The organism is Pseudomonas rubra, assembly GCF_028656935.1.
GTDB lineage: Bacteria > Pseudomonadota > Gammaproteobacteria > Pseudomonadales > Pseudomonadaceae > Aquipseudomonas > Aquipseudomonas rubra.
In genome coordinates this window covers 194,681-208,571 of the sequence record NZ_JAMDGZ010000015.1, presented here as the reverse complement: position 1 = coordinate 208,571, position 13,891 = coordinate 194,681, and the positions used below count along the sequence as shown (strand labels likewise).

The window sequence follows — 13,891 nt, the reverse complement described above, 5'->3', positions numbered from 1 at the left end:
GGATAGGGGTTTTGTCTTTTCTGCGTTCACAAAAATTCTATGGAGCTGTGGGAGCGGGCTTGCCCCGCGATGCGATGTGCCTGACAGAATGCTATCGCAGGGCAAGGCCCGCTCCTACAGATCCGGTGTATTCCAAGGGGAAGATCACGTGGGAGCCGCCTGTCGGCCCCACGTGTCCTCAGGCAGGCACTTAGACGAAGCGCTGAGGTACCACGCCGCGGGGCAGGCGGCTGCTGCCAGGCAGATTGGTCAGGCGTGCACGCCAGTTGGCTTTGAAGCAGAACGTGCTAGGGGCAGGGCTGGCTTTGGCCGTACGCTGTTTGCGCAGCTCTGCCAGGGATGGGGTGGATTTCTTGGCCGAAGCCGGCGAATCCGTCTTGACCAGGGACCGCTGACAGGATTTGCAGGAAACCAGGTCAGGGGTGGAGGTGCTGGTGAGAGTATTACCGGCGCGACCGCAAGCGACGGCGTCGCTGCTGGTTGAGTAGTGCATTACCAAGCTGTACATCTCCAAACATATGAACAAAAGCCCTCTATTTTCGCACAGGTTGGCGGCATATGCGGCGCCATCGTCAACGCGGTGCCGCAGGCTTGAGTCATACGGTTGGAGATCAGTGTTGGTTACAGGGGGGAAATGGTTCCAAGTGCGCCAATCGCAATGGCCAGCGCCAGAAAACCCACGACGAAGAATGCAAGCTTACCCATTGAGCGCTCCAGATGAAGGTTTTGCGGTGCAGCAGCAAGCCGCACTAGCGAAATGCGCCCGTTAGAGCGGAACGCAGGTCTATTTTCGCCCTGACGCTGTTACCGAAACAGAGTCAGATGGCGCGTCAAAATGCGGATCAGATCAGATCGAGCGCTGCTGATCTGCAAGGTGCCAAGCCGTCCGATGCACTTGCCGTGTCGTGGCGCACCTCCAGGTGAGGTTCAGCTTTCCATTCAATATGAATAATGATTATCATTAACGATTATTTCTTGTGTCTAGATGATCATGCATACCAAGGAAGTAGTCGTCAGCCTCTATCGGGAACATTGCGGCTGGCTCAAGGGATGGTTGCAACAACGTTTGGGCTGCTCCAGCGACGCCGCTGACCTGGCGCATGACATCTTCGTCAAGGTACTCAACCGCAACCTTGACGACCTGCGTGAACCGCGAGCCTTTCTCAGGACCATCGCCCACGGCCTGATGGTCGACAAGGTGCGTCGCAAGGAACTCGAGCGTGCCTACCTGACAACCCTGCAGCAGATGCCTGAAGCCCTGGGTGCGTCACCTGAGCTGACCTGCTCGATCCTCGAAACCCTGTACGCCCTGGATCGAATGCTTACCAGCTTGCCGGTGAAAGTGCGCCAGGCCTTCCTGCTCTGCCAGGTGGACGGCCTGAAATATGCGCAAGCCGCCGAACGCCTGGGTGTCACCGTCAGTTCGATCAAGAAATACATGCACACCGCTCTGTTGCGTTGCCTGGAGCTGGAACTGGAGCTGGAGGCATGAGTGTGCCACGTGGCGAACAGCAGAGCCTGAGCGAAGCGCTGGACTGGCTCATTGAGTTGCGCGAAGTACTGGATGACGATCCGCGACACAGCCATTGGCAGGCCTGGCTGGCAGCCAGCGGGCAGAATCGTGAAGCCTGGCAGCGCGTCGAGGCGCTGGGGCAGCGCTTGTCAGGTGCCCAGGGGCGGCTGCTGCTGCATTCCTTGCAGGCGACACCGGTCCACGCGTCTCGCCGTGCATTTGTCGGCAAACTCTGCCTGTTGTTCGCAGGCACCGGCGTTCTGGCTTACAGCGGTCAGCGCCTGGCCTGGCCGGAGCTGGGCACCGACTACCACACCCGAACCGGTGAACTGCGCCAACTGACGTTGGACAATCACTTGCAACTGGCCCTGAACACCGCCACGGCACTGGATATCAGTCATGACCGCGAGGGTACCCGGATTGCGCTGCTCAAGGGCGAGATCATGGTCGACTCGCGTCAGGTGATGGCCGAGTCCACTCAGGTCCAGTTGCCTCAGGCGCGGCTTTGGGCCGGCCAGGCGCGCTTTGCGGTCCGCGCCCTGGAAGGCGATCTGCAGCGTGTCTGTGTGTATCAGGGGCAGCTCAGCGTCATCCACGGTACCCTGGAGCAGCGCCTTGAAGGTGGCCAGCAACTGTTGTTCTCTGGCAATGAAAGCCGTCGCCAGGAACTGCCCCTGGCCTCGGATGCCTGGACCCGTGGCTTGTTGATCAGCGACGGTATGCCCTTGGCTGAGTTCACCCGCGAGCTGGACCGCTACCGCAGTGGCCGGTTGTACTGCGACCCGAAGGTCGCAGAGTTGCGTGTCTCAGGTGTCTTTGACCTGAAAAACCCGGAACAGGTACTCGCGACCCTGAGCCAGGTACTGCCTGTAAAGATGCAGTACCGTACCCGTTACTGGGCGACGCTGGTCCCGGTCGCCTGAAGGTTTGCGCGCTCGGGTGTGAGCACGAACAACTTGGGGTGGCCTCCCAGCAGTTGCCGACACAACCCGTTGACCCTGGACAGATCCAGCTCGTGCAAACGTTCTGGGGCTTGAGCCAGGCTGCGGAAATCATTGTCGACCATCGCCACCTGCGCCAACGTTTCACTCCAGTAGGTGGCGCTGCGGCGCTGCTGGGTCTGCTCGTTGAGCAGCGCCTGGCGGGCCTGTTGCAGTTCGGCTTGACTGATCCCGTGCTCGGCCAACTCGCCCAGCACGGTTTGCGCCTTGGCGGTCAGTGCTTCGGCGCGCTCGGGGGAGGCGGTGAAGTTCAACCGCGCCAGGTAATAGGCCGACGGCAAGCGTGCCAGCAACTGACTGAAACCAATGGCGTACACCCCCGACGCCTCATCGCGAATGGCCTGGCGTAAACGCTGGTTGGCCACTTTATCCACCAGCTGCAATGCCAGGACATCTTCCGCACGCCACTGTGCGGGGTTGCTGTAGAGCAGATTGACCATGGTCTTCGGGCTGCTCGACCAGGCGTATTGTTTCTGCAGGCTTTGCTGCAGTGGCTGCACACCCAGGTCACGCCAGTGCAGCAAAGGCCCCGGCGCCGTTGGCAGGCTGGCCAGCCAGGTGCGCGAAAGCTGTTCCAGGCGAGCCGGGTCCACCGGGCCAGACACCACCAGGGTCATGCCCTGGCGTATGCCGAACAACCCTTGATAGGCCTGGCGCAATTGCTCGGCGTTGAAGTCTCGCCAGGGGCCCCGGGCATCGCTGACCAGGCGTTCACCGTTGCTGTAGGCCGTGCGGTTGATCGCATCCATGAAGCGCCGCTCCCCGGGCATGTTGTCCAGGCTCGCCGAGTAACGCTGGCGCATTTCGTCCAGCCGCTGGGGATCAAAGCGCGGTGCCGAGAGCTTCAGGTGCAGCAGTTTGAACAATGGCTCGAGCTGGTCGGCCGGTGCACTACCGCGCATACCGTGGAACAGGCTTTCGCTGAACGGTTGCAGTTGTACCTGGCTGGCTTGCCCCAGGCGTGCCAGTTGCAAGGCTGAATAGTTACCGTAGCCACTGCGCTCGGCCAGGCCCGTGGCCCAGTTGGAAAGACCGGCCTGATGACTGTCCTCCAGCGAGGTACCGCCGCTCTGGCGCAGCTCCAGGCGCACGTTGTCCTGCAGGGCCGAATCGGCCTTGACGATGATCCGCAGGCCATTGCCCAGATGCCATTGCACCGCGCCCACTTCCGGCAAGGCAGCGGTTTTGCTCAGGCTGCCTTGAACGGGCGTCTGCAGTGTCAGTTGCTGGGTTTTTGCAGTGTAGGGAAACGGCCCAGGTTGGCTGGACAAGGCTTTGTGCCAGTGTGCTGCCCATTGGTTGTCGTAGGTCTTAGAGGTATCGCCCTGAGGCCCCACCAGCGCCAGTCGTGGCGAAGCCTCGGCCAGCAGTTCGCTGACCGCCGCTTGCAGATGGAGTACGCCGATCGTTGGCAGCCAGGTTTGAGTGATTTGCCATTGTTGGCGCTTGTCGAACAGTGGCATCTGGAACTCGACGGCTTGCGCCAGGCCATCGGCCAGCACCTGGTTGGCATAGCGTTGCTGGCCAGCAGCTTGCTGCTCGAGCTTTTCCTGCAGGCGTTGCTTGGCCGCTTCGAGTTCTTGCACGCTTACCGGATGTTGGGCCATGCGCTGAAGTTCAGTGAACAACAACTCGGCGGCCTTGGCATAGTTGCCGTCGCGTGGGTGCAGCAGCATTCGGTACTGGCCGCGGCGAGCGTCAAGTAGGGTGGCGCGTTCGCTGACGCCGGCCTGGCTGAACAGCCCTTGCTCGACCAGCAGGTCAAGGCGCTCATCTAGCACGCTCAGCCACAAGGCGTCGATCAGATCACGCCATTGGCCGTTCTGGCTGTCCAGCATGGCGGGAAGATTGCGTTGCAGGACCAGTTGCAACAGACGCTGGCTCTGTTCGGCATCGAACACCGACGCCACGCGCAATGCCTTGGTATCGCGAAATTGGGCAGTGCTTGCCGCTGGCGCGGTTCCGCGGGGCTGGCTGGAGAACAGGGTGTCGATGCGTTGGCGCAGTTGCGCCTCATCGAAGCGCCCGACCAGCAGCAAGGTCATGCGCTGGGGTTGGTACCAGTCGCGGTAAAAAGCCTGTGCCTGCTCCAGCGGGGCATGCCGAATGACCTCCAGGTCGCCGATGGGGCTGCGTTGTTGGTAGTCGCTGTCCTGGTAGAGCAGGTCATCGAGTTGTTGATTGATACGCTGGCCGACGCCTTGGCGCAGCCGCCATTCTTCGACGATCACTTCGCGCTCGGCTTCAAATGCTGCTGGATCGAAACTGAGCTGTGAAGCCCAGTCAGCCATCAGCCGCAGGGCCAGATCGGCGTGGGCAGTGTCGTTGTCTGCCAGGGAAATCTTGTACAGGGTGCTGTTGAAGCTTGTCGCGGCGTTGATGTCCGGGCCCAGGCTCATCCCCAGGCGTTCCAGTGCAGCCAGGCCAGCCTTACCGGGGAAGTTACGGCTGCCTTTGAACGCCATGTGTTCAACAAAATGCGCCAGGCCACGTTGTTGCGCGCTCTCCTGCAGCGAACCGCTGGCTACCAGCAGGCGCAGTTCCACACCGTCAGTCTGGCGCGGTACCAGCATGACCCGCAGGCCGTTGGGCAAACGGTAGTCGCGCAGTTCAGGGCGCACCGGCAGTTCTGCACGGGACGTCTCGGGCAATGGGGCGGCGCTGCGCGGCGTTGCGGTGCTGCCACACGCCGTCAGGCCCAGCAGCATGCACAGCGTCAGAAGGGGTCTAGCGTTCATGGGCAAGGGCTTCCTCGGAAGGTCGAGTCAGGGCGTCCAGGTCCACTACCTGGTCGGCATGCTCGGCAAGATGGGGTTGGTGGCTGGCCAGCAGGATCGCGCTGTCGGCCAGATGGCGGCGCAGCAAGCCCAGCAGGCTGCTGGCGGCCGGGGGATCAAGGGCCGAAAGGCTTTCGTCGAGCAGCAACAGGGCAGGGCGGTTGAGCAGCAGGCGGGCGACCAGCAGGCGCTGGCGTTCGCCGCCGGAAAGCCGCTGCATCCAATCGTTACAGTGAGCGAGTCGATCACGCCAATGGCCCATCCCGACTTCGTCTAGTGCCCAGTGCAAGCGTTCTTCGCTAAAAGCGCTGGACGGGCTTGGATAGGCGAGCAGATCGGCCAGCGAGCCATCGCCGAGGTAAGGATCCTGTGGCATCCAGAACACTGTCGTGCGTCGCGTCAGTTGTCCCTCGATGTGTGGCCAGTAACCGGCCAGGGCGCGTAACAAGGTTGATTTTCCCAGCCCGGAACGTCCTCGCAGCACGCTCAGGGTGCCTGGCTCCAGGCGCAGGTGCAGCATTGGCAGCAACGCTGAACCGTCGATGCGCTGTACCGCGAGCCGCGCGTCCAGCAGCGCTGTGCCTCTTGGGATCGGCGTTGCCGCCGTGGCGGGTAACGGCTCGTCCAGTTGGCTTGCAAAACCATGCAGGCGTTCGACGCAGGCCGACCAGGCAGCGATATCTCGGTAGGCGTAGATGAACCAGCTCAATGCCGCGGCCACCTGGCCGAAGGCGGACTGAATGCGCATTAGCCCGCCCAGTTGCAGCTCGCCGGAAAGGAACTTGGGCAAGGCGAAGAAGAACGGTGCCAGCAGGGTGGTCTGCTGGTAGCCAACGGTAAAGAACGCCAGGTTGCGTTCGGCACGCATCAAGCGGTACCAATTGCCGACGACTTCGGCGAAGCGCGTGCGCAGCGCCTCACGCTCCTGGACCTCGCCGTGCTGGCCGGCGATGGCATCGGCATGGCGGCGGCGCAGCATCAAAGCGCTGCGATAATCGGCCTCGCGCCGTTGCTGGCCGACGTTCAAACCCTGCAAGGCGTTACCAATCCAGTGGGTCAAGGCAATGCCGACCAGGGTGTAGGCCAGGCACGTCCAGACCATGTAGCCGGGCAGATGGTAAGTGTGCCCGGCAAGGCTGAAGGTAAAGGCGCCCGACAAGCTCCAGAGGATGCTGACGAAGGAAACCAGCGAGACCACCGAGCGAGTGAAGGACACCAGCAGTTTGAGCGAATGCTCGACCATCAGGCGCACATCATCGGCGATCCGTTGGTCCGGGTTGTCTGGCTCGCTGCCGGTAAGTTGCAGGCGATAATGATGGCTGTCAGCCGACAGCCAGCGCGCGCACCAGTGTTCGGTCAGCCAAGCGCGCCAGCGGATCAGCAGCAGCTTGCGCAGGTAGTCGGCATACACCACCACCAGGATCATCGCCGTCACCAGGCCCACGAAGCTGTACAGCAGTGGGTACAGCGCCTTGCCGTCCAGCGCTTGCAGGGCATTGTAGAAGTCCCCGTTCCACTGGTTCATTCGCACACTGAACCACACGCTCAGCAGCGTCAGGCTGATCACCGCCGCCAGTAGCAGCCAGGCCGGCAACGCCGCGCGCGAGCGCCAGAAGGGCCGAGTGATGGCCCAGAATTGTCGAAGTCGTTTCATCAGGATTCACATCAGAAGTCGTAGGACAACCCCAGCCAGACCTGCCGGCCCGGTTGGTAGACTTTGTAAGTGCCACCGTTCCAGGACATCGTGTCGCTCTGGTTCTTGTTGTTCAGCACGTTGTTGACCTGTGCGTTGAAGCCCAGGCCGTGGGCGAACGCCGGCTTCCACTCGAGGCTGGTGTCCCAGCGCCACAGCGAACCGATCCGCGCCGAGCTGTACTTGCGAACACGCAGGTTGCTGTCAGGCAACGGGTAGTAGCCGTCCACGCCGGTGTCGTGCTTGTACACCTGATCGCGACTGCTCTCCCACGTCAGGCGGTTGAACAGCGACACGCTGTAGTCCTGCCAATCGGCCTGCCAGTCCAGGTTGAGTTTCCAGGGCGCATTGAAGTCGCTGGCCGGCAGGTCCTTGGCATCGATCACCTTGCCCTCGAACCAGGCCTTGCTGGGGTCCAGTTTCATGCTCAGGTCGATGTCGCTGTAGCCCAGCTCCAGGGCCGTGTCGCTGCGCGTCTTCTGCCAGGCGAGGGCGGCGCTGAAACGGTGCTCGGCGTGCAAACCACGCAGCGGCTCGATCATGCTGACGCTCAGGTAGACGTTGTCGCTGTCGGTTTTGCTGTCGTTGACGAATTCCTTGACGCTGCGCTTGTTGGAGGCCCTGCTGTCGGGGTATTTGGGCCGGCTGCGCACTTCGTCGCGGTGCTTGCGGTTGACGTATTGCAGGGCCCACAGGCTGTTGCCCCAGCGTTGGTCAATACCGAGCATCAGCTCATCACTGTAGGGCGTTTTCAACTGGTCCAGGCCTTCATAGTCCGGTGTCGCGTCCCAGGTCCCGTCGCCTTCATCAATCATCGGCCAGCATCCGAAGTAACAGTGCTTGAGGCCACCGTTTTGTGCGCCATACAGCGCATAGGTCAGCATTGAACTGCCGTAGTAACGGTTGGCGCCGGCCTTGAGTACGGTCGCGCCATTGCCGAAGGCGTCGAAGGACACCGACAGGCGTGGCGCCAGGTTGCTGCGCTCGATGAAATCGTCGCGATCCAGGCGCAGGCCGGGGCGAACGGTCAAGCGCCCCCAGTCCATTTCGTCCTCGGCGAACAGGTGGTAGCTGGTGTAGCGAGTGTTGGCGGTGCCAGCGAAGAAGGCATCCACCTGCCGCAGGTTGATGAACTCGTCCATCATCGTGAAGTTGGCGGCGTAATAAGTCTGCTCGCGCTCGAACTCCGCATCCACGCGGTTGAGCCCGGCACCCAGGGTAATGCGATGCCCAAGCCCGGCGGCGAAGATCCGGTCGAAGGCAAACTGCCCAGACAGCTCGAGGGTGTCCTGGTAGCTGTTCAGGCTGCCAGGGCCGCCGTAATCGTAAGTGCTAGGGTTGCGCCAATCGCTGGAGTCGAGCAATGAGACCCGGTAGTCGGTGTCGCTGTCGCGAATATCGGTCAGGTGCCGGTAGCTGGCGTTGAGTTCCAGTTGGCCCAGTGAGGTCAGGTGTTCCAGCTTGAGGATGCTGGCCAGGCCATCGTGGCTGTTGTGGTAACCGGAGTTGGCCACGGTGTTCTGGAACATCTGCTCCTCGTAGCCTGAGTACAGCACTGTCCAGTGCACAGTGGTGTCCGGGGTCGCGTACCAACTGAACTTGCTCGACAGGTTGTCGGACTGGCGCCGTTGCATGCGCGTGCTCGCCGGATGGTTGAAACCGATCAGCTCTTCGCCCTCAAGCGCGAAGCCCAGCCCGCCGAGGTCACGCATGGGGATTTTTGAATCACGCCGTGAAGCGCTGACCACCACCCCGAGGTTTTCCGCCAGTTGCGTTTCGCCCCAGAAGCCATAGTCGCTTTTCTGATAGTTGGGCTGGAAGCGCGAGGGGTGCGAGGCGCTGTTGTTGGCACTGTCGAAGTCGAGGCTGTCGTCGGTGAAGGTGCGGTTCCAGTCGGCGTCGGTGTGACGGTAGTAGATCCGCCCGGCCTGACCGCCGCGCCAACTGCGCGAGGTGGCCTCTACCACGCCCCCGGTAAAGCCGCTGTAGCGGGCGGAGATGTTCGAGTCATGGACTTCCAGGCTCTCGACCAGGCGGCTGTCCAGATAAAAGCCCTGCTCGCTGGAGGTGCCTGAAGCCAGGGTCACGCCGTTGCCGGCATCAACGGGGTCCAGGTCATTGTTCATGCGCATGCCGTCCAGGCTGAACAAACCCTGGTAGGGACGTGAACCATGGATCGAGATCGAATCGGGTTTGATTTCCCCCTGACTCATGCCGTTCTGGCTTTGATTGGAGAACTGCACCAGTGGATGGCTGCGCAGCAGATCGGTCAGGTTGCTGTTGGCCTGGGGGCGCTGTTCGATTTGCTCGGCGGTCAGCTTGAACGGGTGGGCGAAGCGGTTTTCCTCCTGCAGTGCAGGGCCGGTCACCGCAGTACTGGGCAGCCTCACGCTGTCTATTTTTTGCGGCTTGATCAGGTAACCACCATCGACCTGCTCATAGGTCAGCCCGGTACCGTCGAGCAGCAGTTGCAGGCCGGCCACCGGGCTGAAATTGCCTTGCAGTGGTGATGCCTGAATCTTATCGACCAGGCGCGCATCGAACGCCAGGCGAATTCCGGCATGCTCGGCAAAACGTGCCAGGCTCAAACCCAGCGGCCCGGCGGGCAAGGAAAAGTAACGTTTTTCAGCAGACTGCCCGGCACTGCGCCCGGCGTCTTCGGCCAGGGCAGGAGGCACAGCAACCAGCAACAATGAAGCACACAGCAACGACGGAAGGTGGGGGTGATGACGGAACATCAATCGGGATCCTATGCAGTCTCGATGCAACTCCACCGAAGTGGAAATCATTATCGATTGCTATGCCGATCCAGATTGAAAAAGGGACAAGGGTGTTCAGCAGATTTTCAGTGGGAGCAATTGCCTGGAGTGGGAAAAGTCCGATATCGGTGCCTAGGGTTCAGCCGCGATGCTCTTGGCCAGTGCAGCATGACCGCTGGCATCGTCGCTGCGGGATATCACCTGGATGACGGCCATGCGATCGCCGGAACCTGCGATAAAGGTGCTGTTCAGGGTTTTGCCGCCGCCCAGGGTCGCCGTACTGTCGACCCGGCGCACCCCCAGGCCGTTGCGGTTCAGGCGCGCTTCGCCGGTTTGTCGAAAGTCCGGCAGCGCGGCGCTCTGACGGTCGACGAAACCGGTGACGGCGCCGTCGAGGAAGGCATCGTCGTTGTCGCCGGGGCGAGAGGCTTCGGGCAGCGGTTTCTCGATCACCATGACCACGCGCTTTTCCTTGGCATTGGCATACAGGGTGCCCACGGCGCTGGCACCTTCGCTGTTTTGCTCATCGGCGCTCAGGGGACTGGCTTCAAAGCCTGCTGGCAGGCTGAAGCTGAACTTGCCGCCGAGCACCGCGACCTTTACTGTCGGTGCCGGCTTCGCGGCGGGTTTGCTGGCGGCGTGCAGGTTCGGCAGGCCCAGCAGGGCGACCACGGCGAGGGTCAGCGTCAGGGTTCTTTTGTTGAAAAACGACATACTGGCTCTCATGGGTGCAGCGGGTAGCAGGGTGGCTATGCTCACATAAACCTACTCGCTCGGTAAGCCCCGGGTTTCCCGTCGGCCAGACGGTCATGACGGGGTGCCTTGAGGGGGCTATCGTTGCTTGTCCGGGCAACGACTACCAACAGAGGGCGGTGCCATGAACACCAGTGATCTACTCGAACAATTACTCCGGGCCGGGCAGGGCTCACAAGCGCAACAAGGGGGCGGCGGCATGTCGTCGCAAGACCCCATGGGCGGCCTGGGCGGCTTGCTGGGCGGTCTGCTTGGCGGCGGCAGCGCAGGTGGTGGCGGTGGCGGCCTCGGTGGTCTACTGGGCGGCTTGCTGGGTGGCGGTAACAGCAGCGCTGGCGGTTATTCCCAAGGTCGCTCCGGCGGTGGCACCAACTACGCTGCCCTGGCGTCGTTGGGCATGATGGCATTCCAGGCCTATCAAAGTTGGCAGCGCAGCCAGGCGACGGCCCCGCAACAGCCGGTGCGTACCGTCGATCTATTGTCCGGCCCTGAGGCCGAGGATCACAGCCACGCGATCTTGCGCGCGCTGATTGCGGCAGCCAAGGCTGACGGTCGCATCGACAAGCAGGAAGAACAGTTGATCTACGCTGAAATCAAACGTCAAACCAGCGACCCGCAACTGCAGCAATGGCTGGATACGGAAGTAAGTAAGCCACTGGATGCTGCCGAAGTGGCCCAGTCCGCCCGGGACCCGGCCATGGCCGCAGAAATGTACCTGGCCAGCGTGATGCTGGTGGATGACCAGCAGGACGCAGAGCGGGCCTACCTTGATGAACTGGCCGGCGCACTGCAAATCGATCCGGATTTGCAGGTGCACCTGGAACAGCAGGCCAAGGGCACCGCCTAGCATGTAGGAAACAGGCAAATCTACATCGCGGGGCAAGCCCGCTCCCACAGGATATGTTGTGCTGCATGCAGTGGTGGTTTCAGCGCGATTCCTATGTAGGAGCTGGCTTGCCTGCGATCGGCTGCGCAGCAGTCGTAAATCCTGAATCCCGGATCTCGGGGCGTCCAACTCAATTTCCCAGCCCATTCAAACGCAACGCCCGCTGCGCGCACTCACGCCAACTCAGCTTGCGCTTCACCGGCATCTCTGCAGCCATCACCACGGGCACATCCCGCAAGCGCACCCATGGCTCGCTCTACCAATACAGCAGACTCGCCGTATGTCCACCCGGCCAGCACATCCTCCCCAGCCGCGGCAGATCCGCCATCCCTGTTTCCTGCCCATCACGCAACACCGCCACCACCTCATGGGTCAGCCAGTGCCGCAGGTGGCGGTTCTCCGGAATGTGATGATGGGCGAGCAGGGTATAGGCCCCGGACTCGCTGACCATGGTGGTCTCTTGATAATGGCCGTAGCGCAGCAGTTGCACATTACGATGCTGGTCCGGGTCGAGCTTGCGGATGCAGTGTCCGTCGAAGAAGCGACCTGTCAGCCGGCCGAGTTCGTGGGCGCAGAACCAGGCTTGGGATTCGAGCCAGAGGGTGTGGAGGGGGCGGTTGTGGCGGGTGAACAGCACCGGTTCATGGAGGTCATTCATAGCTGACCTCCGGATCTGTGGTCAGGCGAGCCGCGTCTGCGAAAGGCCAGCGAGCATGAGCGTCGGTAGGCATTTCATTAACCTCTGTGTGATGACAGCTTTCTCAGGGCTGGGTGTCGGGAGCTAAGAAACCCCACACAGCGGGCCGGACGTATTCCCCTCTCGGGTCTTGTATTAGCCCACTCCCGACATAACAGAGTGAAATTTGCGAGCAGCATTAAACTACGGGCGCAAATATGCCGCATCTGTCGGGAGCGGGCTAGCCGCTGTGTGGGCGTTTCTTAGGCGCCAAGCAACACAGTAGGGGGCTTGGAAAAATGGGTCAATCAGTGGGGCGTAGGCCGTTTCTGAAATTACGAATGCCAGTAGGAGCGGGCTTGCGGGTGAATCACAATCGCGGGGCAAGCCCGCTCCTACCGGGCGAGATCTGTAGCGCAAGCACAAAAAAGGCCGCCTTGCGGCAGCCTTTTCCAGAACACGAGCGAGGAATCAATCCCAGCTTAGAGCACCGCCAGTCTGATACTCGATAACACGAGTCTCAAAGAAGTTCTTCTCCTTCTTCAAGTCCATGATCTCGCTCATCCACGGGAACGGGTTGGTGGTACCTGGGTACTCTTCCTTCAAGCCGATCTGCGACAGGCGACGGTTGGCGATGAACTTGAGGTAGTCCTCCATCATCGCCGCGTTCATGCCCAGTACGCCGCGCGGCATGGTGTCGCGAGCGTATTCGATTTCCAGCTGGGTGCCCTGCAGGATCATCTGCGAGGCTTCTTCCTTCATTTCGGCATCCCACAGGTGCGGGTTTTCGATCTTGATCTGGTTGATCACGTCGATACCGAAGTTCAGGTGCATGGACTCGTCACGCAGGATGTACTGGAACTGCTCGGCAACGCCGGTCATCTTGTTGCGGCGACCCATGGACAGGATCTGGGTGAAGCCGCAGTAGAAGAAGATGCCTTCCAGGACGCAGTAGTAAGCGATCAGGTTGCGCAGCAGTTCTTTGTCGGTCTCGACGGTGCCGGTGTTGAATTCCGGGTCGGAGATCGCGCGGGTGTAGCTCAGGCCCCAGGCGGCTTTTTTCGCGACCGACGGGATCTCGTGGTACATGTTGAAGATCTCGCCTTCATCCATGCCCAGCGATTCGATGCAGTACTGGTAGGCGTGGGTGTGGATCGCCTCTTCGAAGGCCTGGCGCAGGATGTACTGGCGGCACTCGGGGTTGGTGATCAGGCGGTACACGGCCAGGGCCAGGTTGTTGGCAACCAGGGAGTCGGCGGTGGAGAAGAAGCCCAGGTTGCGCATGACGATGCGACGCTCGTCGTCGGTCAGGCCTTCCGGGTTTTTCCACAGGGCGATGTCCGCGGTCATGTTGACCTCTTGCGGCATCCAGTGGTTGGCACAACCGTCCAGGTACTTCTGCCAGGCCCAGTCGTACTTGAACGGCACCAGCTGGTTGAGGTCGGCGCGGCAGTTGATCATGCGCTTTTCGTCAACCGCGACACGGGCAGCGGAACCTTCCAGCTCAGCCAGGCCTTCGGCGATGTCGAGCTTGTCCAGGGCAGCTTTGGCACGCTTGACGGCTTCGGAGTCGTCAGCGGTTACGGCGCGGGCTTCCAGGGCGGCGACACCGCCGGCGTTGTCGAGCTTGTCGATGCCTGCGGCAGCGGCTTGCGTGGCGGTGGTGCCTTTGGCGGCTTCTTCGCCTTCGTCTTTATCGAATTCGTCCCAGCTCAGCATGGTGGGTCTCCTGCTTGAGGGCCATATCAGTATGGCCGGTGGATCTTGGTTGCGGTGCTTGCGGTTGGGTACTGCTGTGCACGCAAAAACTTGGCTTGGCTAATCGAGAGCGCT

Annotated in this window: 9 protein-coding genes; 3 read left to right on the top strand and 6 right to left on the bottom strand. The window is 61.5% G+C overall.

Features of this window, described 5'->3' with window-relative positions:
* The first annotated feature begins 985 nt into the window (after window positions 1-985).
* Both M5G17_RS08265 and M5G17_RS08260 read left to right on the top strand, forming a co-directional pair.
* Window positions 986-1,492, top strand: coding sequence for a sigma-70 family RNA polymerase sigma factor (locus M5G17_RS08265; protein ID WP_165392246.1), 507 nt, complete (start codon window positions 986-988; stop codon window positions 1,490-1,492).
* Window positions 1,489-2,436 (top strand): FecR domain-containing protein, encoded by a 948-nt coding sequence (locus M5G17_RS08260; protein WP_273892466.1) that lies wholly within the window; start codon window positions 1,489-1,491, stop codon window positions 2,434-2,436. Before M5G17_RS08265 ends, M5G17_RS08260 begins: the two co-directional genes overlap by 4 nt.
* Here the strand turns inward: M5G17_RS08260 and M5G17_RS08255 are convergent.
* The 4 genes from M5G17_RS08255 to M5G17_RS08240 all read right to left on the bottom strand — a co-directional run bounded on the left by M5G17_RS08255 (window position 2,406) and on the right by M5G17_RS08240 (window position 10,457).
* On the bottom strand, window positions 2,406-5,252 hold the full coding sequence (locus M5G17_RS08255; protein ID WP_273892465.1) for a M16 family metallopeptidase: 2,847 nt from the start codon (window positions 5,250-5,252) through the stop codon (window positions 2,406-2,408). The genes M5G17_RS08260 and M5G17_RS08255 overlap by 31 nt on opposite strands.
* Window positions 5,242-6,945 (bottom strand): ABC transporter ATP-binding protein/permease, encoded by a 1,704-nt coding sequence (locus M5G17_RS08250; RefSeq protein ID WP_273892464.1) that lies wholly within the window; start codon window positions 6,943-6,945, stop codon window positions 5,242-5,244. Before M5G17_RS08250 ends, M5G17_RS08255 begins: the two co-directional genes overlap by 11 nt.
* A gap of 11 nt (window positions 6,946-6,956) precedes the next feature.
* Entirely contained in the window at window positions 6,957-9,722 is a 2,766-nt protein-coding gene (locus M5G17_RS08245; RefSeq protein ID WP_273892463.1) for a TonB-dependent receptor, read from the bottom strand.
* A 153-nt stretch (window positions 9,723-9,875) separates the two neighbouring features.
* Window positions 9,876-10,457 (bottom strand): DcrB/PsbP domain-containing protein, encoded by a 582-nt coding sequence (locus M5G17_RS08240; RefSeq protein WP_273892462.1) that lies wholly within the window; start codon window positions 10,455-10,457, stop codon window positions 9,876-9,878.
* 163 nt (window positions 10,458-10,620) lie between these two features.
* Between M5G17_RS08240 and M5G17_RS08235 the strand changes: the two genes are divergently transcribed.
* Window positions 10,621-11,343: a tellurite resistance TerB family protein gene (locus M5G17_RS08235; RefSeq protein WP_273892461.1), complete on the top strand. Its 723-nt coding sequence runs from the start codon at window positions 10,621-10,623 to the stop codon at window positions 11,341-11,343.
* Window positions 11,344-11,638: 295 nt separating this feature from the next.
* Here the strand turns inward: M5G17_RS08235 and M5G17_RS08230 are convergent, their stop codons facing one another.
* On the bottom strand, window positions 11,639-12,040 hold the full coding sequence (locus M5G17_RS08230) for a BRO-N domain-containing protein (protein WP_273892460.1): 402 nt from the start codon (window positions 12,038-12,040) through the stop codon (window positions 11,639-11,641).
* A 489-nt stretch (window positions 12,041-12,529) separates the two neighbouring features.
* Complete coding sequence (locus M5G17_RS08225; protein WP_045195614.1) at window positions 12,530-13,777, bottom strand: ribonucleotide-diphosphate reductase subunit beta; 1,248 nt, start codon at window positions 13,775-13,777, stop codon at window positions 12,530-12,532.
* Window positions 13,778-13,891 lie beyond the last annotated feature (114 nt).